27 protein-coding genes are annotated in these 20,423 nt (G+C 67.6%); 18 read left to right on the forward strand and 9 right to left on the reverse strand.

Annotated features, from left to right (window positions below; translation table 11 throughout):
* Window positions 1-4: 4 nt before the first annotated feature.
* From AC07XS_RS08325 to cysG, 4 genes are read right to left on the reverse strand one after another with little or no spacing between them, the layout of a single operon-like run.
* Window positions 5-1,084 carry a phosphoadenylyl-sulfate reductase gene (locus AC07XS_RS08325; protein WP_182714061.1) on the reverse strand — a complete coding sequence of 360 codons (1,080 nt, stop codon included), beginning with the start codon at window positions 1,082-1,084 and terminating at the stop codon, window positions 5-7.
* Entirely contained in the window at window positions 1,068-2,738 is a 1,671-nt protein-coding gene (locus AC07XS_RS08330) for a nitrite/sulfite reductase (protein ID WP_182714060.1), read from the reverse strand. Before AC07XS_RS08330 ends, AC07XS_RS08325 begins: the two co-directional genes overlap by 17 nt.
* Window positions 2,738-3,013: a DUF2849 domain-containing protein gene (locus AC07XS_RS08335; protein ID WP_152950767.1), complete on the reverse strand. Its 276-nt coding sequence runs from the start codon at window positions 3,011-3,013 to the stop codon at window positions 2,738-2,740. The genes AC07XS_RS08330 and AC07XS_RS08335 overlap by 1 nt, the downstream gene beginning before the upstream one ends.
* The gene (gene cysG / locus AC07XS_RS08340) at window positions 3,010-4,395 is read right to left on the reverse strand and encodes a siroheme synthase CysG (RefSeq protein ID WP_182714059.1); all 1,386 of its coding nucleotides are present in this window, start codon (window positions 4,393-4,395) and stop codon (window positions 3,010-3,012) included. Before cysG ends, AC07XS_RS08335 begins: the two co-directional genes overlap by 4 nt.
* Window positions 4,396-4,519: 124 nt before the next feature.
* On the opposite strand from cysG, the gene gcvA reads away from it, so the two are divergent.
* The 7 genes from gcvA (at window position 4,520) to AC07XS_RS08375 (ending at window position 9,438) form a co-directional block, all read left to right on the forward strand.
* On the forward strand, window positions 4,520-5,449 hold the full coding sequence (gene gcvA / locus AC07XS_RS08345) for a transcriptional regulator GcvA (protein WP_054766393.1): 930 nt from the start codon (window positions 4,520-4,522) through the stop codon (window positions 5,447-5,449).
* A gap of 50 nt (window positions 5,450-5,499) precedes the next feature.
* The gene (gene purB / locus AC07XS_RS08350) at window positions 5,500-6,801 is read left to right on the forward strand and encodes an adenylosuccinate lyase (protein WP_182714058.1); all 1,302 of its coding nucleotides are present in this window, start codon (window positions 5,500-5,502) and stop codon (window positions 6,799-6,801) included.
* A gap of 43 nt (window positions 6,802-6,844) precedes the next feature.
* A complete protein-coding gene (locus AC07XS_RS08355) occupies window positions 6,845-7,090 on the forward strand; it encodes a type II toxin-antitoxin system Phd/YefM family antitoxin (protein WP_182714057.1) in 246 nt (81 codons plus the stop codon).
* Window positions 7,080-7,364: a type II toxin-antitoxin system RelE family toxin gene (locus AC07XS_RS08360; RefSeq protein ID WP_054766396.1), complete on the forward strand. Its 285-nt coding sequence runs from the start codon at window positions 7,080-7,082 to the stop codon at window positions 7,362-7,364. The genes AC07XS_RS08355 and AC07XS_RS08360 overlap by 11 nt, the downstream gene beginning before the upstream one ends.
* A complete protein-coding gene (locus AC07XS_RS08365; RefSeq protein ID WP_182714056.1) occupies window positions 7,361-7,864 on the forward strand; it encodes a DNA-deoxyinosine glycosylase in 504 nt (167 codons plus the stop codon). Before AC07XS_RS08360 ends, AC07XS_RS08365 begins: the two co-directional genes overlap by 4 nt.
* Window positions 7,864-8,706, forward strand: a complete 843-nt coding sequence (gene purU / locus AC07XS_RS08370) for a formyltetrahydrofolate deformylase (protein WP_182714055.1) — start codon at window positions 7,864-7,866, stop codon at window positions 8,704-8,706. The genes AC07XS_RS08365 and purU overlap by 1 nt, the downstream gene beginning before the upstream one ends.
* A 126-nt stretch (window positions 8,707-8,832) precedes the next feature.
* On the forward strand, window positions 8,833-9,438 hold the full coding sequence (locus AC07XS_RS08375; protein ID WP_227975973.1) for a fasciclin domain-containing protein: 606 nt from the start codon (window positions 8,833-8,835) through the stop codon (window positions 9,436-9,438).
* A 181-nt stretch (window positions 9,439-9,619) separates the two neighbouring features.
* Here the strand turns inward: AC07XS_RS08375 and AC07XS_RS08380 are convergent, their stop codons facing one another.
* Window positions 9,620-9,943 (reverse strand): DUF1476 domain-containing protein, encoded by a 324-nt coding sequence (locus AC07XS_RS08380; protein WP_054767022.1) that lies wholly within the window; start codon window positions 9,941-9,943, stop codon window positions 9,620-9,622.
* Window positions 9,944-10,221: 278 nt separating this feature from the next.
* On the opposite strand from AC07XS_RS08380, the gene purC reads away from it, so the two are divergent.
* The 9 genes from purC to AC07XS_RS08425 all read left to right on the forward strand — a co-directional run bounded on the left by purC (window position 10,222) and on the right by AC07XS_RS08425 (window position 15,439).
* Window positions 10,222-10,980 (forward strand): phosphoribosylaminoimidazolesuccinocarboxamide synthase, encoded by a 759-nt coding sequence (gene purC, locus AC07XS_RS08385; RefSeq protein WP_054766400.1) that lies wholly within the window; start codon window positions 10,222-10,224, stop codon window positions 10,978-10,980.
* Window positions 10,980-11,183, forward strand: coding sequence for a hypothetical protein (locus AC07XS_RS08390; RefSeq protein WP_152950775.1), 204 nt, complete (start codon window positions 10,980-10,982; stop codon window positions 11,181-11,183). Before purC ends, AC07XS_RS08390 begins: the two co-directional genes overlap by 1 nt.
* A complete protein-coding gene (locus AC07XS_RS08395) occupies window positions 11,183-11,467 on the forward strand; it encodes a hypothetical protein (RefSeq protein WP_054766402.1) in 285 nt (94 codons plus the stop codon). The genes AC07XS_RS08390 and AC07XS_RS08395 overlap by 1 nt, the downstream gene beginning before the upstream one ends.
* On the forward strand, window positions 11,467-11,703 hold the full coding sequence (purS, locus tag AC07XS_RS08400; protein ID WP_054766403.1) for a phosphoribosylformylglycinamidine synthase subunit PurS: 237 nt from the start codon (window positions 11,467-11,469) through the stop codon (window positions 11,701-11,703). The genes AC07XS_RS08395 and purS overlap by 1 nt, the downstream gene beginning before the upstream one ends.
* A gap of 96 nt (window positions 11,704-11,799) precedes the next feature.
* Entirely contained in the window at window positions 11,800-12,279 is a 480-nt protein-coding gene (locus tag AC07XS_RS08405) for a YbhB/YbcL family Raf kinase inhibitor-like protein (protein WP_182714054.1), read from the forward strand.
* Between the two features lie 128 nt (window positions 12,280-12,407).
* Window positions 12,408-13,634, forward strand: a complete 1,227-nt coding sequence (locus AC07XS_RS08410; RefSeq protein ID WP_321208017.1) for an MFS transporter — start codon at window positions 12,408-12,410, stop codon at window positions 13,632-13,634.
* Window positions 13,635-13,662: 28 nt separating this feature from the next.
* Entirely contained in the window at window positions 13,663-13,893 is a 231-nt protein-coding gene (locus AC07XS_RS08415) for a hypothetical protein (protein ID WP_054766405.1), read from the forward strand.
* A gap of 33 nt (window positions 13,894-13,926) precedes the next feature.
* Window positions 13,927-14,589, forward strand: a complete 663-nt coding sequence (gene purQ / locus AC07XS_RS08420; protein WP_182714053.1) for a phosphoribosylformylglycinamidine synthase subunit PurQ — start codon at window positions 13,927-13,929, stop codon at window positions 14,587-14,589.
* A gap of 31 nt (window positions 14,590-14,620) precedes the next feature.
* A complete protein-coding gene (locus tag AC07XS_RS08425) occupies window positions 14,621-15,439 on the forward strand; it encodes a hypothetical protein (protein ID WP_321208016.1) in 819 nt (272 codons plus the stop codon).
* A gap of 315 nt (window positions 15,440-15,754) precedes the next feature.
* Here the strand turns inward: AC07XS_RS08425 and AC07XS_RS08430 are convergent, their stop codons facing one another.
* Complete coding sequence (locus AC07XS_RS08430; protein WP_182714085.1) at window positions 15,755-15,988, reverse strand: hypothetical protein; 234 nt, start codon at window positions 15,986-15,988, stop codon at window positions 15,755-15,757.
* A gap of 251 nt (window positions 15,989-16,239) precedes the next feature.
* Window positions 16,240-16,671, reverse strand: coding sequence for a hypothetical protein (locus AC07XS_RS08435; protein ID WP_182714052.1), 432 nt, complete (start codon window positions 16,669-16,671; stop codon window positions 16,240-16,242).
* A gap of 116 nt (window positions 16,672-16,787) precedes the next feature.
* Here AC07XS_RS08435 and AC07XS_RS08440 point away from each other — a divergent pair, with 116 nt between their 5' ends.
* On the forward strand, window positions 16,788-17,585 hold the full coding sequence (locus tag AC07XS_RS08440) for a TspO-related membrane protein (protein ID WP_182714051.1): 798 nt from the start codon (window positions 16,788-16,790) through the stop codon (window positions 17,583-17,585).
* On the opposite strand, the gene AC07XS_RS08445 is transcribed toward AC07XS_RS08440, so the two are convergent.
* On the reverse strand, window positions 17,582-17,809 hold the full coding sequence (locus AC07XS_RS08445; protein WP_182714050.1) for a Tat pathway signal protein: 228 nt from the start codon (window positions 17,807-17,809) through the stop codon (window positions 17,582-17,584). The genes AC07XS_RS08440 and AC07XS_RS08445 overlap by 4 nt on opposite strands.
* On the reverse strand, window positions 17,809-17,958 hold the full coding sequence (locus tag AC07XS_RS08450; protein WP_182714049.1) for a hypothetical protein: 150 nt from the start codon (window positions 17,956-17,958) through the stop codon (window positions 17,809-17,811). The genes AC07XS_RS08445 and AC07XS_RS08450 overlap by 1 nt, the downstream gene beginning before the upstream one ends.
* Window positions 17,959-18,137: 179 nt before the next feature.
* On the opposite strand from AC07XS_RS08450, the gene purL reads away from it, so the two are divergent.
* Window positions 18,138-20,354, forward strand: a complete 2,217-nt coding sequence (gene purL / locus AC07XS_RS08455; protein ID WP_182714048.1) for a phosphoribosylformylglycinamidine synthase subunit PurL — start codon at window positions 18,138-18,140, stop codon at window positions 20,352-20,354.
* Window positions 20,355-20,423 lie beyond the last annotated feature (69 nt).

Genomic DNA, 20,423 nt, shown 5'->3' on the forward strand with positions numbered 1-20,423 from the left:
ACGATCAGGCGGCGACCTGACGCTTGCCTAGGTGGATGCCGCATTCGACCTTGTCCATCCCCGACCAGCGTCCGGCCCGCGCGTCTTCGTCGTCTTCGACGGCGCGGGTGCAGGGCCAGCAGCCGATAGAGCGGTAGCCCTGCTCGACCAAGGGATGACGGGGCAGGTCGTGCGCCTCCAGCCAGGCCTCGACGGCGTCGGCGTCCCAGTCCGCCAGCGGATTGATCCGCAGCACCCCGTCCAGCACCTCGAACGGTTTCAACGCCGCGCGGGTCGCGGCCTGATAGCGTTTGCGCCCGGTGATCAGGGCGTTGAACCCGACCGTCGCCCGCGCCAGGGGCCGCACCTTCCGCAGGTCGCAGCAGGCGTCGGCGTCCGTCTTCCACAGGTCGTCGCGGGCGTCCAGCGCCGCCTTCTCGTTCGCATCCGGCGTGACCAGCCGCACGTCGGTCAGCCCCAGAGCCTTGGTCAGCTGGGTGCGATAGGACAGGGTCTGCAGGAAATGCTGGCCGGTCTCCAGGAAGACGACCGGCAGGTTCGGGTCCGTCTCGGCCACGATGTGCAGCAGGGCCGCCGATTCCGCCCCGAACGAGGATATGGCGCCGACGCGCAGGCCCAGGGCCGGATCCAGCGCCGCCTTCAGGATCTCGGACGCCTCCTTGCCCTCGGTCTGGCGGTTCAACCGGTCGGCCAGGGCCTGCAGATCCCGATCGTTCGACGCCGCCCGCCGCCTTTGCCAGATGGTCGGGGCCGGATCGACAGCCGGCTGATAGGAGCCGCTGAAAGCCTGATCCATCCGCGCCCAGGCCGCCGTGTCAGCGCCCGGCGCCAGTTCCACCGCATCGAATCCCGACCGCCGCAGATGGCGCGCCTGGTCCGGCAGGACCTTGCCCGCCGCGATCAGCCGCCCAGCGTAGCCCCGCTCGCGCAGCACCGCCGCCAGCGAGAAGCCGCGCCCGTCGCGAAAGGCGTCAAACTCCAGCACCAGGACGTCGGTTGCGGCGGCGGCCGCCTCGACCTCCTCCAGCGGGGTCGTCACCGGCAGGCGCGGTCCGTTCTGAACTCCCTCAAGCGTTTGCAGCATCGAGCGTCTCATAGATGGCGTCGCGGAAGGGATCGGGTCCGACACGGCGCACCGTGTCGATGAACCGCTCGCCCTCGGCGCGGATTTGCAGATAGCGGTCCAGAGTCCGCTGGATGGCGGGCGCGACCTCATCGGCGGGCAGGCTCTTGCCGACGATGTCGCCGAGCGCCGCCTGTTCGTCGGGCGAGCCGCCGACCGTGATCTGGTAGTATTCCTCGCCCTTCCGGTCGACGCCCAGCACCCCGATGTGGCCGACGTGATGGTGGCCGCAGGCGTTGATGCACCCGCTCATATTGATACGCACCGGCCCCAGCTTCTCCTGATAGTCCAGGTCCGCCAGCCGTTTCGACAGGGCCTGGGCCACCGGGATCGACCGGGCGTTGGCCAGGCTGCAATAGTCCAGACCCGGGCAGGCGATGACGTCGGTCGCCAGGTCGGCGTTGGCCGTCGCCAGCCCCGCCTCCAGCAGCGCCCGCCAGACCGTCGGCACGTCGTCCAGCTTCACATGGGGCAGGACCAGGTTCTGCTCATAGGCGGCCCGCAGTTCGTCGAAGGCGTATCGCTCGGCTAGATCAGCAACCGCGTCCATCTGGTCCGCCGTGATGTCGCCCGGCACGCCGCCGACCGGCTTCAGCGACACCACCACCGAGGCGTAACCCGGCTGCCGGTGACGCCGCACATTGTTCCGCGCAAACCGCGCAAAGTCCGGATCGGCCAGCAGGGCGCGCTCGAACGGCGCGCTGCTCCTGGGCAGATCCTCAAACGGCGGCGGGGCGAAATAGGCCTTGATCCGCTCGGCCTCGTCCTCCGGGATCCGCAGGTCTTCCAGGCGCAGGGTGGCGTAGTGTTTGTCCACCTCCTCGCGGAAGGCCTCCAGCCCGACCGAAGCGACCAGGATCTTGATCCGCGCCTTATGGATATTGTCGCGCCGTCCCAAGAGGTTCCACGCCCGCAATATGGCGGTCAGATAGGCCAGCAGGTCCGCAGCCGGGACGCTGGACGCGATCTCCTGCCCGATATGGGGCAGGCGTCCCTGCCCGCCCCCGACGAAGACGCGGAAGGCGGTCCCGCCGTCTTCGCCGCGCACGATCTGCAGCCCCACGTCGTGGGTGCGGATCGCCGCCCTATCCTTCTCGGCGCCGATGACCGCGATCTTGAACTTGCGCGGCAGGAAGCTGAACTCCGGATGGATCGTCGACCACTGTCGGATGATCTCGCACCAGGGCCGCGGATCCTCGATCTCGTCCTCCGCCGCCCCGGCGAAGACGTCGGTCGTGGTGTTGCGGATGCAGTTGCCCGAGGTCTGGATGGCGTGCATCTCGACATCGGCCAGATCGCTCAGGATCGCCGGCAGGTCCGTCAGGGCCGGCCAGTTGTACTGGATGTTCGTCCGCGTGGTGAAATGGCCGTAGCCCTTGTCATAGGTGCGGGCGATATGGGCCAGCCGCCGCATCTGCCGACTGTTGAACGTTCCATAGGGAATGGCGACCCGCAGCATATAGGCGTGAAGCTGCAGATAGACCCCGTTCATCAGCCGCAGCGGCTTGAACTCGTCCTCGGTCAGGGCGCCGGAGGCGCGGCGCGCCACCTGGTCGGAAAACTCCGCCACCCGCTCACGCACCAGGGCGTGGTCGAACTCGTCATAGCGATACATCAGCCCACGCCTCCCGCGACGCTGTGGCCGACGGTCGGACCGGCGGCGCGAATCCGCTCCTTCAGCCGATCCCGGCCCGAGGGCGCGCGATCCTGAACCTCGACCAGATAGGGATTGACGAACACGTCCGGCCGCGCCGCCACCTCGGCCAGCACGATCTCGGCCGCCGCGTCGTCCAGGGTCGAGGCCTGGTCCAGGCGCTCGACCGGCTGATTGTCCACGCCCGCATAGATGACGCGCCCGTCCGACAGGCGGTTTGCGGTGACGATCTTCATGCCGCCGCCTCCGTCCGCACGTCCGGCTGGGCCGCCGAAAACGCCGCCGTCTCGCCCACGAACACCAGGGCCGGACCGGTCAGGTCCGCGCCGCGCACCAGGGCGCCCAGCCCGTCGAGCCGGCCGGTCAGCACCCGCTCATCCGGCCGGCTGCCGTTCTCGACGACGGCCACGGGTGTCGTGCCCGCGCGGCCGGCCGCCATCAGCCTGGCCGCCGTCTCCTCGGCCCGGTCCACGCCCATATAGATGGCCAGGGTATGGTTCGGGGCCGCCAGTCGGGTCCAGTCGGCGTCAACGCCGCCCGGCTTGGCCTGGGCCGTCACGAAGGTCACCGCCTGGGCGTGCTCGCGGTGCGTCAGAGGGATCCCGGCCGAAGCCGCGCAGGCCAGGGCCGCCGTCACCCCCGGCACCACAAAGACCGGAACCCCGGCCGCCCGCATCGCCTCCAGCTCCTCGCCGCCGCGCCCGAAGACGAAGGGATCGCCGCCCTTCAACCGCACCACCCGGTGACCGGCCTTGGCCTCCTCGATCATCAGGGCCTCGATCTGATCCTGGGGCACCGAATGTTCGCCGCGCGCCTTGCCGACATACAGCCGCTTGGCGTCGCGCCGCGCCCGTTCCAGCACGGCCTCCGGCACCAGCCGGTCGTGAATAATGACGTCGGCATCCTGCAGCACCCGCAGCGCCTTCAGGGTCAGCAGCTCCGGATCGCCCGGCCCCGCCCCGACGATATGGACCACCCCCTGTTCGGGCGCGGCGACGTTCAGCAGCCGCAGCATCTCGCGCCGCGCCTCGGCCGTGCGGCCCGCCGCCGCCAGATCGGCCGCCGGACCCCGGAACGCCTTCTCCCAGAACCGCCGCCGGGCCATGAAGTCCGGCACGCTGGCCTTCACCGTATCGCGCAGTTCGCGCGCCATTCGGGCGACATTGGCCAGGCCGGCCGGCAGAACACCCTCGATCCGCGAGCGCACGTCGCGGGCCAGTATGGGCGCCGATCCCCCAGTGGCGACCCCGATCACCACCTCGTCCCGGTCGATCAGGGCCGGGGTCTGGAAGTCGCTCAGATGGGGTTTGTCCACCACATTGACCTGAGCCCCCGCCGCCCGCGCCAGGGCGCCCAGCCGCGTCAGTTCGTCGGCGTCGTCCAGCGCCATGAACACCAGACGCGCCCCCGCCAGATCCTGGGCCTCGGGCGCGCGCAGCACCGGCTCCGGCGCGCTCAGCGGGACTTCCATCTTCGGCGGGGCGCCGTCAGGCGCGAACCACAGCAGCTGGGCCGGCGTGTTCAGGAACAGCCGCAGCTTGGCCAGGGCGGGCTCGCCGCCGCCGATGATCACAATCTTGGCGGCCTCCAGCGGAATGGAGGCGAGAAATACACGCATCGTCTTGCTTTCAGGGCCGTCATCAGGGGAAGGAGGGACGGCGGCGGAACCCGAACCATCGGCCTCCCCGTCCAGACCCGCAAACCAGATTGCCTTTGGCACGCTGATAGGATTTCTAACGGCGATGGCCCGTTCCCTGCTTCCACTCAATGCCCTGCGCGCCTTCGAAGCCGCCGCGCGTCACCTGAACTTCTCGCGCGCCGCCGACGAACTGGCGGTGACGCCGGGCGCCGTCAGCCAGCAGATCCGCCTGCTGGAGGACATCGTCGGCGGCCCCCTGTTCGTGCGCGAGGCGCGGGGTCTCCAGCTGACCGACCTCGGTCGATCCTCGGTCCCCCTGCTGCGCGAGGGGTTCGAGCGGCTGATGGACGCCTCGGCCCTGCTGCGCGAACCGCCGCGCCGCAAACAGGTGTCGATCAGCATCGCCCCCGGCTTCGCCTCCAAATGGCTGATGCCGCGCATGGACGACTTCCACGCCGCCCATCCCGAGATCGAGCTTTGGATCTCGGCCGACATGGAGCCGGCCGACCTGACCGAGGGCAAGGTGGATCTGGCCATCCGCTACGGCCCCGGCGACTACCCCGGCCTGACCGTGGACCGGCTGATGACCGAAACGGTCCTGCCCGTCTGCGCCCCGTCTCTGATGGACGGCGAACATCCGATCCGCAAACCCGCCGACCTGATGCGCCACACCCTGCTGCACGACATGTCCAACGACGGCGACCCCAGCCGCCCCGACTGGGCCATGTGGCTGAAGGCGCGCGGCGTGCGCCACCCCGACCCGCGCCGGGGCTCGCGCTTCAACCAGTCCAGCCTGCTGATCGAGGCCGCCGTCTCCGGCCGCGGCGTCGCCCTGGCCAAACGGACCCTGGCCCAGGCCGACCTGGCCTCGGGCCGTCTGGTCGCCCCCTTCCCCGACGGCTCGGAAGCGGTCGGCTTCGCCTATTACGTCGTCCAGCCTCGCGACCGTCCGCCCTCGCCCAGCGCCACCGCCTTCGTCGCCTGGCTGAAGCGGCAGGCCGTCGATCACGACAATACGATGGGACAGCTTTAGAGCACCGCAAACCTTGACTCCGACGGCGGCCGGACCGACACGACCGCCCCATGATCACGCGCTATTCCCGCCCCGACGCCGCCGCCATCTGGTCGCAAGAGACCAAGTACAAGATCTGGTTCGAGATCGAGGCCCATGCGGCGACCAAGATGGCCGAACTGGGCGTCATCCCCCAGGCGGCGGCCGACGCCATCTGGGCCAAGGGCAAGGATGCGACCTTCGACGCCGACCGCATCGACGAGATCGAACGCACCACCAAGCACGACGTCATCGCCTTCCTGACCCACGTGGCCGAGATCGTCGGCGAGGAAGCCCGCTTCCTGCACCAGGGCATGACCTCGTCGGACGTGCTGGACACCTGTTTCGCGGTCCAGCTGGCCCGGTCGTCGGACCTGCTGATCGCCGGGGTCGACCGCGTCCTGGCCGCGCTGGAGACCCGCGCCAAGGAGCATAAGTACACCCCGACCGTCGGCCGTTCGCACGGCATCCACGCCGAGCCCGTGACCTTCGGCCTGAAGCTGGCCGGCTATCACGCCGAGTTCCAGCGCGCCAAACGTCGTCTGATCACGGCCAAGGAAGAGATCGCCACCTGCGCCATCTCCGGCGCCGTCGGCACCTTCGCCAATGTCGATCCCGCCGTCGAAGCCTATGTGGCCGAACAGATGGGGCTCCAGGTCGAGCCTGTCTCGACCCAGGTCATCCCGCGCGACCGCCACGCCGCCTTCTTCGCCGCCCTGGGCGTGGTCGCCAGCTCGATCGAACGCCTGGCCGTGGAGATCCGTCACCTTCAGCGCACCGAGGTGCTGGAGGCCGAGGAGTTCTTCGACAAGGGCCAGAAGGGCTCGTCGGCCATGCCGCACAAGCGCAACCCGATCCTGACCGAAAACCTGACCGGCCTGGCCCGTCTGGTCCGTTCGGCGGTGACCCCCGCCATGGAAAATGTCGCCCTGTGGCATGAGCGGGACATCAGCCACTCGTCCGTCGAGCGCGGCATCGGCCCGGACGCCACCATCCACCTGGACTTCGCCCTGCAGCGCCTGGCCGGCGTGGTCGAGCGGCTGAACGTCTATCCCGAGAACATGCAGAAGAACCTCGACCGCCTGGGCGGTCTGGTGCACTCGCAACGGGTCATGCTGGCCCTGACCCAGGCCGGCGTCTCGCGCGAGGCGGCCTACGCCGCCGTGCAGGAGAACGCCATGAAGGTCTGGCGCGGCGAGGGCGCCTTCCTGGACTTCCTCAAGGCCGACGACCGCGTCACCCTGCCCCACGACCAGCTCGAGGCCCTGTTCGACCTCGGCTACCACACCAAGAATGTGGACGTGGTGTTCAAGCGGGTATTCGGCGAGGGATGATCTTCAGTATTGAAAATGGCGCCGATTTTCGTACTCTATCATCATGCAACGCGTCGAAGCCTCTATCGCGGTCAGCGTCTCTGACCTGAAGAAGAGCCCCAGCGCCGTCATGGACGACGCGGCGGGCCAGACCGTGGCCGTGCTGAACCACAATCGGGTCATGGCCTATATGGTCCCCGCCGCCGTCTATGAGGCGATGATCGAACGCCTGGACGATCTGGCCTTGATCGAGACTGTCCGCCAGCGGCAGGACGAGACGCCGGTGCGCGTCTCGCTCGATGCCCTTTGATCTTCAGTTCCTCCCCTCCGCGCTGAAGGAGTGGGAGAAGCTGGGCGCTCCGGTCCGGGTCCAGTTCAAGAAAAAGCTCGCCGAACGACTGGAGAGTCCGCGTGTTCCGAAGGATGCGCTCCACGGGATGCGCGATCACTACAAGATCAAGCTGCGCGACGCCGGATATCGGCTGGTCTATCGGGTCGAGGACGCAATCGTCACGGTGACCGTCGTCGCGGTGGGCAGACGCGACCGCAGCCAGGTGTATCGGGACGCGGCGCGTCGGGAATGACCAAGAGCCAGTTCCCCCCCGTCGTCGATGCGGACACCCGCCTGCTGATCCTCGGCAGCCTGCCGGGCGACGCCTCGCTGAAGGCGGCGCAATATTACGCCCACCCGCGCAACGGCTTCTGGCCCTTGATCGGCGGGGTGCTGGACGAGCCCCTGGCCGCCCTGCCCTACCCCGACCGCCTGGAGCGGTTGAAGGCGCGCGGCGTCGGCCTGTGGGACGTAATTGCCTCGGCCCGGCGATCCGGCAGTCTGGACGCGGCGATCAAGTCGCCCGAGGCCGCCGATCTGCGCGGTCTGATCCAGGACCTCCCCGAACTGCGCGCCGTCGCCTTCAACGGTGGTCTGGCGGCCAAGCTGGGTCGGCGGATCCTGGCCGACCTCGCCGGCCTAGCCCTGGTCGATCTGCCGTCGTCCAGCCCCGCCCATGCAATATCCTTGTCGGCAAAGGCGGAAACCTGGGCCATACTCGGCAAGTTTCTCCCGGATAAGCCTGCCGTCTGATGATCCTGACCCTCTCCTGCCCCGACCGCCACGGCATTGTGGCGGCCGTGTCCGCCTTCCTGCTGGAGCGGGACGCCAACATCTCCGACGCCCAGCAGTTCGGCGACGCCGCCGGTGCCACCTTCTTCATGCGTGTGGTGTTCGAACCGCGCGAAGGCGACGACCCGGCCGCGATCCGCACCGCCTTCGCCCCTCTGGCTGGGCGATTCGACATGGACTGGACCCTGAGGGGGCCGGAACCGCGCAAGGTGATGATTCTGACTTCGCGCTTCGACCATTGCCTGGCGGACCTGCTGTACCGCTGGCGGATCGACGAACTGCCCATGGATGTGACGGCGGTCGTTTCGAACCATCCGCGCGAGATGATCGGCCACGTCGATCTGGGCGACCTGCCCTTCCATCACCTGCCCGTCAGCGCCGCCGACAGGCCGGCCCAGGAGGCCCAGCTTCTGCGCCTGATCGAGGAGACCGGCACGGAACTGGTCGTTCTGGCCCGCTACATGCAGATTCTGTCCGACGATCTCAGCGGTCGGCTGGCGGGGCGCTGCATCAACATCCACCACTCCTTCCTGCCCGGCTTCAAGGGCGCCCGCCCCTATCACCAGGCCCATGCGCGCGGGGTGAAGGTGATCGGCGCCACGGCCCACTATGTCACCGCCGACCTGGATGAAGGTCCGATCATCGAACAGGACGTGGAGCGAATCAGCCACCGCGACACGCCCGAAGATTTGATCAGAAAAGGCCGCGACATCGAGCGCCGCGTCCTGGCCCGCGCAGTCCGTCGGCACCTGGAAGACCGGGTTTTGCTGCATGGCGCCAAGACGGTCATCTTCGAGGACTAACGGCCAAGCTGCGTCCTCTTGTCACGCCGCAGGCATCCTTTACCCGCCTCAAGCCGTAACCTTTCCGTCAACGCCGCAGTGCGGACCAACAGGGAAGGAACAACCATGCCAAATCTTCGGACACTTATGCTCGTCGCCGCCTCCGGCGGCGCCTTGATGGCGCTCGGCGCTTGCAACAACAACGAGACCGCCCCGGCCGAATCGACGGCCATGGCGCCGGCGGAAGGTACCGCCATGGCGCCTATGGCGGCCGAACCCATGGTCGGCGGCGCCGCCATGAGCTCGAACGAGACCATCGTCGCCAACGCCTCCAAGGCCTCGAACCTGTCGACCCTGGTCGCCGCCGTTCAGGCCGCCGGCCTGGTCGAAACCCTGCAAGGCCCCGGCCCCTTCACCGTCTTCGCCCCCGACAACGCCGCCTTCGACAAGATTCCCGAAGCCACCCGCACCGCCTTGATGCAGCCTGACATGAAGGCCGATCTGACCAAGATCCTGACCTATCACGTCGTCGCCGGGCGTCTGACGGCCGCCGACATCGCCGCCCAGGCCCAGGCGAACGGCGGAACCGCGACCCTGAAGACCGTTCAGGGCGAGGAACTGAAGGTTTCGGCGGGCCCGAACGATACCTGGGTCATCACCGACGCCAAGGGCGGAAAGTCCACCATCACCCAGGCGGACGTGGCTCAATCGAACGGCATGGTCCATGTCGTAGATACGGTTCTGATGCCGTAAAAATATTTACGATCCGCCCGGAACCGGCGGAAACCAAATCCCGCCCCCCGTGTTCTTAGGGGGCGCGAGACGCACAGTAAGCCGGGTGAGACATCCCCCAACGTCCCCGGCAAAAAGAAAGGGCCGCACTTTCCCCCGGGTGCGGCCCTTTCGACGTCTGAAGGCCCGAAGGCCGAAAGTCCTATTCGCCGGCGCGAATCTGTTCGCGGGCGATCGAGGCCAGTTCGTCGATCTTGGAGCGGATTTCGCCCTCCGAGACCGTCAGGCCCGAGGCCTTGAAGTCGCCGGCGACCTTGCGGAACACGTCTTCGTCGCCCGGCTGCTCCATGTCGGCGCGCACGATGGCGGCGGCGTACTGGTCCGCGCTGTCGGCCGACAGGCCCATCTTCTCGGCCGCCCACAGGCCCAGCATCTTGTTGCGCCGGGCGATGGCCTTGAATTCCTGCTCCTGATCGAGGGCGAACTTGGCCTCAAAGCCCTTTTCCCGATCGTCGAACGTCGTCATGTCGCTCAGCAAGCTCCGCACACCCCTGACCTCGGGGCAAGCGCCGTCTATAGCCCGCCCGCGCCCGAACGCAACATGGCTTGCATAGACCTTGGTCCTGTTGCGGCGTCGCACGCGGCGTTCATTTGTGTCGAGGGCCGCCTTCCGCTAAGGAGACGCCGAACGAGATTGACTGCCCGAACGATTCCAAAACGCGCCGCCAGGACCGGGTCTTCCCCTTTCCACCATGGCCGCGCGATTTTTGTTTCTGGAGGGCGCCCGTAAGCCGGGACCGGAATATGAACAGCAAACGCAAGAAGATCTACGAGGGCAAGGCCAAGATCCTGTACGAAGGACCCGAGCCCGGCACCCTGATCCAGTACTTCAAGGACGACGCCACCGCCTTCAACGCCCAGAAGAAGGCCGTTCTCGAAGGCAAGGGCGTGGTCAACAACCAGATCAGCGAATTCATCATGTCGCGCCTGAACGGCATCGGCGTGACCAACCACTTCATCAAGCGCCTGAACCTGCGCGAACAGCTGATCCGCGAAGTCGAGATCATTCCGCTGGAGGTCGTCTGCCGCAACATCGTCGCCGGCTCGATGAGCCAGCGTCTGGGCATCGAGGAAGGCACGCCCCTGCCCCGCTCGATCATTGAATTCTACTACAAGAAGGACGAGCTCAACGACCCGATGGTCACCGAAGAGCACATCACCGCCTTCAACTGGGCCTCGACCCAGGAACTGGACGACATCCTGGCGATGACGGTTCGGGTCAACGACTATCTGTCGGGCCTGTTCAGCGCGGTCGGAATCACCCTGGTCGATTTCAAGATCGAGTTCGGCCGAATCTGGGAGAACGACTTCAGCCGCGTCATCCTGGCCGACGAGATCAGCCCCGATTCCTGCCGCCTGTGGGACTCCTCGACCGGCGAGAAGATGGACAAGGACCGCTTCCGCCGCGACCTGGGCAACGTCATCGAAAGCTACACCGAAGTCGCCCGTCGCCTGGGCATCATGAAGGGCATGCCGACGGTGATTCAGGGCGGGCTGCACTGATGATTGACGTAGCGGAAGAGGGCGGCGAGTTCCGACGGTCCATTGACCTGGCCGGAACCAGCCGCTTTCGCCGCATCGCGGGCGTCGGGCCGGTCTATGAAGTGACCGCCATTGTCGGGGACCTCATCAGGGCCTGTCTAATCGACAGCGACGAAGCCTTCGACTATCCGCTGGCCGACGCCGAAAACGACCCCCTGGCCTGATGTTCGCCATTTCCTTCGATCTGGACCTCAACGAGACGACCGCTATCCATCCCGCCGGGGTGAGGCAGGCGTATCGCGAGATCGAACGGACCCTGAAACGCTATGATTTCCACCGCGTCCAACAGAGCGTCTATCTCACTGAAATCCCGGACCTCGCTAATCTGACTCTGGCCATGACCGCCCTCAAGGCTCTGCCCTGGTTCCCCCAATGCGTGAAGGACGTTCGCGGCTTCCGCGTCGAGAACTGGTCCGACTTCACTCCCTTCATGAAAGGCAACGGCTGATGGCCAAAATCAAGGTTCACGTCTTCCTCAAGGCCGGCGTGCTGGACGTCCAGGGCAAGGCCGTTGAAGGCGCCCTTCAGGGTCTGGGCTGGTCGGGCGTATCGAACGCCCGCGTCGGCAAGCTGATCGAGTTCGACCTCGACGGCGTCGAGGATCCGCAAGGCGAGGCCAAGAAGATGTGCGAGCAGCTGCTCGCCAATACGGTGATCGAAGGCTACCGTATCGAGGCGGCTTGAAGCATTCGGCCTCTTCCGCGCGAAGGTGCGGAAGAGGCGCTTGCATCCATACAGCGGACTCCTAGTTAAGCTAACGGCTTGAACGACGGAGCACCTATGCCCTTCACCCTCACCTCCACCGACATCCAGGACGGCGGCGTCCTGCCCGACGCCCAGGTTCACGCCAAGGGCAACACCTCGCCCCACCTCGCCTGGTCGGGCGCGCCGGAGGGGACGAAGAGCTACGCCGTCACCTGCTATGATCCCGATGCCCCCACCGGCTCCGGCTTCTGGCACTGGACGGTCGCCAACATCCCCGCCGATGTGACTGAACTGGCGACCGGCGCCGGCTCGCCCGGCGGCCAGTTGCCGGCCACCGCCGTCCAGGGCCGCACCGACTACGGCAAGGCCGGCTTCGGCGGCGCCGCCCCGCCTGCCGGCCACGGCCCGCACCGCTACATCTTCACCGTCTTCGCCGTGGACGTGGAGCGGCTGGACGTGACCGCCGACGATTCCGGCGCCGTCTTCGGCTTCAACCTGCACTTCCACACCCTGGCCAAGGCCTCGATCACCGCGACCTATGAAAACCTGGGCTGAGCCCGCCCCTCGGCGGTCGCGCCGCAACCTTATGTGATCGCCGATCATTTCCAGCGGGTTGAAGCCTGAGAGGGGCCGCCTATGTTGCAGCGCAACACCCCGCCCTTCTCTCGCCCCAGGATTTTCGCATGGCCGTCTCCGGCGCCGTGGCCGACACTGACGTCGCCGTAAGACCCATGGCTGCGGGCCGTGTGGCCCTGGTCCTGATCGCCCTGGCCATGGGCGGTTTCGCCATCGGGGTCACCGAGTTCGCGGCCATGAGCATCCTGCCGGACTTCGCCGCCGGCCTGGGCGTCGACGCCCCGACGGCGGGCCATGTGATCAGCGCCTATGCGGCCGGCGTGGTGGTCGGGGCGCCCATCCTGGCGGTGCTGGGCGCGCGCAGCCCCCGCTGGCTGCTGCTTATCGGCTTCATGGCCCTGTTCGCCGTCGGCAACGGCCTGTCGGCCATGGCGCCCACCTATGAATGGATGCTGGTCTTCCGCTTCCTCAGCGGCGTGCCGCACGGCGCCTATTTCGGCGTGGCGGCCCTGGTCGCCGCCTCCATCGTGCCGCTGCATCTTCGCACCCGCGCCGTCTCGACCATTCTGATGGGGCTGACGGTCGCCACCGTCATCGGCGTCCCCTTCGCCAATCTGGTCAGCCACGCCTTCGGCTGGCGCTGGACCTTCGCCATCGTCAGCGTCCTGGCCGTGATCACCATGGGGTTGGTCGCTCTGTTCGCCCCGCGCGACCCCGCCCATGCCGACGCCAGCCCCTTGCGCGAACTGGGCGCCCTGAAGCGCAGCCAGGTCTGGCTGACGCTCGGCGTCGGCGCGATCGGCTTCGGCGGCATGTTCTGCGTCTACGCCTATCTGGCTTCGACGCTTCAGGCGGTGACCGGCGTGGGGCCGGAGATCCTGCCTTGGGTCTTCGCCGTCTTCGGCGTCGGCATGTTCCTGGGCAATATACTCGGGGCCTGGGCGGCCGACCGGGTCGGCTTTCCTGCGGCGGGCGGCCTGCTGCTGTGGAGCGCCGCCGCCCTGGCCCTCTATCCCTTCGCCGCGCCGCACCTGTGGGCCGTCATGCTCGTGGTCTTCCTGATCGGCGGCGGCGGCGGCCTGGGCTCGGTGCTTCAGACCCGTCTGATGGACGTCGCCGGCGACGCCCAGACCCTGGCGGCGGCCCTGAATCACTCGGCCTTCAACACCGCCAATGCGCTGGGTCCGCTTCTCGGCGGTCTGGCCATCGCCGCCGGCTACGGCTGGACCTCGACCGGCTGGGTCGGCATGGGCCTGTCCCTGGGCGGGTTTGCAATCTTCGTGATCGCCTGGTTGGCGGGGCGCAAACGTGCTGCGTCGGAGCGTTTGGCGTAACCACAGTTTATGGTAGTAGTATGGGCGTATGGCGGACGTCACCAATGACCTCATCTACGAAGTGCTGAAGTCGATGCAGACGCGCCTGGATCGGATCGACGGCAACATCGCCGACGTGAAGGGCGAACTTCAGGCCATGCGCCTCCACCTCAACGGCCTGAACCAAGACGTCTCCAACCTCTATCAGATCGTTGATCGTCAGGACGCCCGTCTCGGCCGGATCGAGACCCGCCTCGGACTTCTTGAACCCGCGCACTGACATTTCCCGAAAACGGTGCTAGAGGCCCGCGCCATGAGCGCAGCCGTCATCGTCTTCCCCGGTTCCAACTGTGATCGCGACTGCAAGGTCGCCGTCGAACGCTCCACCGGCGAGCCCGTCTCGATGGTCTGGCACGCCGAGACCGAACTGCCCCAGGGCCTGGACCTGATCGTCATTCCCGGCGGCTTCTCCTACGGCGACTATCTGCGCTGCGGCGCCATGGCGGCCCAGTCGCCGGTGATGCAGGCCGTGAAGAAGGCGGCGGACGACGGCGTCGCCGTGGTCGGCATCTGCAACGGCTTCCAGATCCTGTGCGAGGCCGGCCTGCTGCCCGGCGCCCTCTTGCGCAACAAGGGCCTGAAATACGTCTGCAAACCCATCAGCCTGACCGTCGCCAACGGCCAGACCCGCTTCACCGCCGGCTATCAGGGCCAGCGCGAAGTGGTGATGACCCAGGGCAACGGCGACGGAAACTTCTTCGCCGACGCCGAGACCCTGGCCCGGATCGAGGGCGAGGGCCAGGTGGTCTTCCGCTACGTCGACAACCCCAACGGCTCGGTCCACGACATAGCCGGCATCCAGAACGCCCGCGGCAATGTGCTCGGCATGATGCCCCACCCGGACCGCGCCTTCGAAGCCGAACTGGGCTCCGCCGACGGCGCGGTACTGTTCCAAAGCATCTACGCGGCGGCTTGACGGCAATCATGCGTTGAGGCGGAGTGGGGTTATGAAAGCCTTCCTCCCCGCCCTCGCCGTTTCCGCCCTCTTGGCCGGCGCCGTCTCCGCGAAGGCGCAGGACGCCCCGCCGCCCCAAGAAGACTGGGTGTTGACCTCCATCCCCGAGCGTAAGGCTACCCTGGCCCTTGCTGAATTCACTTCGGGCGTCACCCTGGTCGCCCGATGCATCGACGGGGCCTACGACCTTTTCATCACCGGCCTGCCCGAGGCCCCCTTACGCGCCACGACGCGCGATCTTGGGCTTTCGGTCGGAGAAGATGCGGCTCTTAAAACCACCGTCTGGACCGTGGGAGAGGATCGCACGACGGCTTTCAGCCGTCTGCCGGCCATGGTGGCGCGCCAACTGGCGGACGGCGGCGAACTCCAGATCGTCGCCCAAGGCCCCGACCACCGACGCTACCGCTTCATCATGGCCCTCAACCCGTCCAGCACCGCCCTTGAGCAGACCTTGACCGCCTGCGGTCGGCCTCTGATCGATCCCCGCGACAAGGACACGGAGGGCGACGGGCGAGAAACGCTTCCTGCGCTCGCGCGATGGGAAATCGTTCCCCGACCCCGGTTCCCGGCCCCTGTCGGCGGCCGATCGCCGACGGAGGGTTACGCCGTCCTGTCCTGCGGCGCTGAAAACGACGGTCGGCTGGTGAACTGCCAGATCGAAAGCGAATGGCCGCGCGGTTACGGCCTGGGGCGAGAAGCCTTGCGCTCGGTGGATCGGGCGCGGCTCCGCCTCAGCGACGAGGCTGCAAGCGCTGGAAGGCGTCTTGAAGACGGAATAATCGTCTTCTCCGTCAGCTTCAGGATGGATTGAGACTCACGGTCGCCAGCCCCCCTTCGAAGGCTGGGACGTAGGAAAACCACGGTTCTCTCGCGCTCGTGACCCGTGATGATCGCGTTCTTGGCTAACCTGAAGGTGCATCAGCGTCTCGGGGGTGATCATGGCGACTATTCTCGATCCACCGCCCCAGGCGGTGCTGGACGACCTCCAGCGGCTGAACGCCCTGGGACGCCGTGGCGTCCAAGACGGCCGGCGACAGTCTGCTGATGGCGACCTGGAACATCCGCGCCTTAGGCGTGAGAGAGGGCGGCACCCGCGCCCCCCGCGTTCATCCTCGGCAAGGTGGGATCAGCCCGCGTCGTCCACGCCCTGAACCGCCAGGTTCTCATCCAAAGCATCGTCGCCGTCCTCGATCACCGAGACGCCGTTCTCGAGTTCGGGGTCTTCATCGGCGGTGTTGACGCCGCCTGGCTCGCGCTGGGCGGCCAGTTCGCGGGCGCCGACGCCCTGACCGTTTTCGATGGCGCGGTTGGCGGCGACTTCATCGGTTTCGAAATGCGGGGTTTCGGTCTGATCGGCCATGTCGCCTCTCCAGTTGGAACTGGACTGACAACCGGCCGCACGGCCGCCGGTTCCTGACGTCGGTGCAATTCTCAGATGGAACTCTCGGCGCTTCAACGGCTTGCAGAAGCCCCAACCCAAACGACCCGCCGCTGCGGCAAGCGGGCGTATGGTTCAGGGGGTCTTTGACGGAGTCGGCGCCGGTTTCGGACACATCGGACACATCGGACACATCGGACACATCGGACACATCGGACACATCGGACAGTGTTTTAGGGGGCGCCCCGTCGCGTCAAGGGCTCCAGACTGGCGCGGGACAAGGGCCGGAAGGTCAGGAACCGCCCGCCCACGCTCAAGGTCGCCTCATAGGCCTGGGGCCTTTGCAGCAGGGCGGGATCGTCCGCCGCCGCCGCCCGGCCGGAGGCGATCTCGCGCGCGTCCATCGGCGGGACGACCGGTCGCCCGTTGGCGTTCGCCAGGGCCGCCATGAAGCGCCGCACGGCCAGGGCCTGCTGCGGCGGCGTCAGGGCCGCGCGCACCTCGGCCCAGGCCGCCTCGGCCGAGGCGTTCAGAACCAGCGCGGGCGCGGCCTGGGCCTGGGCCTGGGCCTGGCTCTGCGTCTGGCCCAGGGCCGGGTCGCTCCCCCACGCGCCGAGAAGCAGAACGGCCAGGCCGGCGCAGGTGTGAAGGCGCAAACGGATCATCCGGCGACACCAGCATGGGCCGTCCCTCTCTCGCAAGCTTCACATTTTCAACCCAGGCCGGTGAACCTTCCGTCCCCGTGGGGCGTACAGAGCGCTGAACCGTGAAGTGGAACCCCATGTCTTCGATCCTTCGCCCCACGCCCGCTCAGCGCACCCGTCGCCTGGTGGTCCTGGCCGCCGCCGTCTTCGCCGTGGTCGTCCCCCTGGTTCAGAACCTGGCCGGGCTCGGTCTGACCCAGGCCGAGTTCGCCGCTGACGGGAACCAGACCTTGCGGGTCGCCGGCTACGCCTTTTCGATCTGGGGCCTGATCTATCTGGGGCTTCTGGCATACGCCGTGCGTCAGGTCCTGCACCAGACGGGCGAGAGCGTCCTGATCAACCGGATGGGCTGGCCCTCGGCCGTGGCCTTCTTCGGCCTGGGTCTCTGGATCGTCGTGGCGGCCCTGAATCTGAAGGCGGCCAGCGTCATCATCATCTTCGCCACGTTGATCGCCCTCTTGGCGCCGCTGCTGGCCCTGTCGGGCGAGGTGCGGCGGCTCGCCCGATTTGATCGCGACCGGCTGCTGCTGGTCTGGCCCCTCGCCGCCCTAGCCGGCTGGCTGACGGTGGCGGCGCCGCTGAACCTGATCACTACCGTGACCGCCTTCGACGCCCTGCCCGCCGCACTGTCGCCGACGGGATGGGCGGTGCTGGCCATCGTCGCCACGACGGGGGTCGCCCTGGCGGTGACGGCGGCGCTGCGGACCCTGGCCTATCCCCTTCCGACGGCCTGGGGCCTGCTGGGCGCCTTCGTCGCGGAACAGGCGGAAAAGCCGGCGGTGGCCTTCACGGCCCTGGCCGGCGCCGTGATCCTGCTGATCGGCGGCGTTCTCCTGGTCTTCCGCCTCAAGCCGGGGATCGAACGCGCCGCCTAGGGCGTGGGCGAGACGGGCTTGCCCGCCCCCACGTCAAAGGCGCCGTCCTCGTCATAGCCGACGCTGCCGACACCGGTCGCCTCTCCGGTCATCCGCTGGCGGCGGCTGGCCAGGGCCGCCTCCGGCGCCGCCGCGTCCATCTCCCGCGTCGTTTCGGGATCGTTGGACCGGTCCATCTGCTGGTGCTCGGCGGGGCTGGGCTTGGTCAGATCGTGGAACGCCATCAGATGCCCTCTCCGTCTTCCTCGGTCTCTTCATCGGCCTCGTTCTGGGCCTCTTCGGCCATGGCGGAGGCGCCGGCGTCGTCGGCGGCGATCTCGGCCCGGTCTTCGTCTTCAGGTGTGGCGGCGGGGTCTATCGGGGTGTCGGTCATGCGGATGCTCCTTTATCGCCAGGAGACAATGGCGCGGCGCCCGACCCGTTCCGTCCGTCCTTCCCTGGCTCAGATCACGGCCGCGACATCACAGGTCGGCGCCGAGTCTCAGGCCAGAACGCCCAAAATGCTGTCTGGAATGTAGCTTATCGGCCCGTCTGCCGTTAGAAGGCGCGGCCATGAGCGCTCCCCAGAAGACCATGGCCGAACTGGCCGCCGAATACGGCCTGGCCCCGAACGAATATCAGGTCGTCCTCGACCGGCTGGGCCGCGAGCCCAATCAGGTGGAACTGGGCGTCTTCTCGGTCATGTGGTCCGAGCACTGCTCCTACAAGTCCTCCAAGATCCACCTGGGCAAGTTCCCCACCACCGGCGAGCGCGTCATCTGCGGTCCGGGCGAGAACGCGGGCGTGATCGACATCGACGACGGCGACGCCTGCATCTTCAAGATGGAGAGCCACAACCACCCCTCCTATATCGAACCCTATCAGGGCGCGGCGACGGGCGTGGGCGGCATCATGCGCGACGTCTTCACCATGGGCGCCCGGCCCGTGGCCCTGCTGAACGCCCTGCGCTTCGGCGATCCGTCGCATGAAAAGACCAAACGCCTGGTCAAGGGCGTGGTCTCCGGCATCGGCGGCTACGGCAACTGCGTCGGCGTGCCGACCGTGGCGGGCGAGACCAACTTCCACGCCGGCTACAACGGCAACATCCTGGTCAACGCCATGTGCGTCGGCCTGGCCAAGGCCGACAGCATCTTCTATTCGGCCGCCCCCTCGGCGGGCCTGTCGGTGGTCTATTTCGGCTCCAAGACCGGCCGCGACGGCATCCACGGCGCCACCATGTCCTCGGCCGAGTTCGACGATGAGTCGGAATCGAAACGCCCTACCGTCCAGGTCGGCGATCCCTTCGCCGAGAAGCTGCTGATCGAGGCGACGCTGGAGCTGATGGCCTCGGGCGCCGTCGCCGCCATCCAGGACATGGGCGCGGCGGGCCTGACCTCCTCCTCGGTCGAGATGGCCGGCAAGGGCGGCGTCGGCATCGAGCTGAACATGGACGCCGTGCCCCAGCGCGAAGAGGGCATGACCGCCTATGAGATGATGCTGTCGGAAAGCCAGGAGCGGATGCTGGCGGTCCTCAAGCCGGGCCGCGAGGAAGACGGCCACCGCATCTTCAAAAAGTGGGGCCTGGACGCCGCCGTCATCGGCGTCACCACCGACACCGGCCGGCTGGTGCTGAAGCATCACGGCGAAACGGTCTGCGACGTGCCGCTCGCCCCCCTGTTCGACGACGCCCCCCTGTACGACCGCCCCTGGGTCCAGCCCGCGCTGCAGCCGAAGCTGAACCACGCCGATATCCCCGCGCCCGACAACTGGGCCGATGCGGTGATGAAGGTCGTCGCCTGCCCCGACATGGCCTCCAAGCGCTGGATCTGGGAACAGTACGACCGCCACGTCATGGCCGACACGCTTCAGGACTCGGCCACCGGCGCCGACGCCGGCGTGGTCCGCGTCCACGGCACCGACAAGGGCCTGGCCGTCACCTCGGACTGCACCCCCCGCTACGTCCAGAACGACCCCTACGAGGGCGGCAAACAGGCGGTGGCCGAGGCTTGGCGCAACCTGACCGCCGTCGGCTCGCGCCCCATCGCCATCACCGACAATCTGAACTTCGGCAATCCGCAGCGCCCCGAGATCATGGGCCAGATCGTCCGCGCCATCGACGGCATGGCCGAGGCCTGCCGCGAACTGTCCTTCCCCGTCGTCTCCGGCAACGTCAGCCTCTATAACGAGACCAACGGCGTCGCCATTCCGCCCACCCCGACCGTGGGCGCCGTGGGCCTGCTGCCCAACTATGACGTGGTGACGGGCTTCTCCGGCATGGCCGAGGGCGATGCGCTCGTCCTGATCGGCCAGACCGTCGGCGAACTGGGCGCGTCCCTCTATCTGCGCGAGGTGCTGGGCCGCGAGGACGGCGCCCCGCCGCCCGTCGATCTGAAGCTCGAAAAGAAGACCGGCGACTTCGTCCGCGACCTGATCGAGGCCGGCGACCTGACCGTGGTCCACGACCTGTCCGACGGCGGCCTCATCGGCGCCGCCGCCGACCTGGTCCTGGCCTCCGACGTCGGCGTGACCCTGGACGCCTCCAGCGCCGCCCACGCCCACATCTTCCTGTTCGGAGAGGACCAGGCCCGTTATCTGGTCGCCGTCCCCGACGCCGACGCCCTGATCGCCAAGGTCCAGGCCGCCGGCCTGCACGCCTCCGTCGTCGGCCGCGCCGGCGGCGACGCCTTCGCCTCCAAGGGCGACAAGGGTGAACTGTTCAGCATCCCCGTCGCCCACCTGCGCGAGTGGCACGAAGGCTGGATGCCGGGCTGGCTCGGCGACGCGGCCTGAGCCGTCTGGACTAGCCGGGTTACAAACGGATAAGGGCCGTCGCACCACGGCCCTTGTTCCGCCTCGACC

It is taken from the genome of Brevundimonas sp. GW456-12-10-14-LB3, assembly GCF_059424365.1.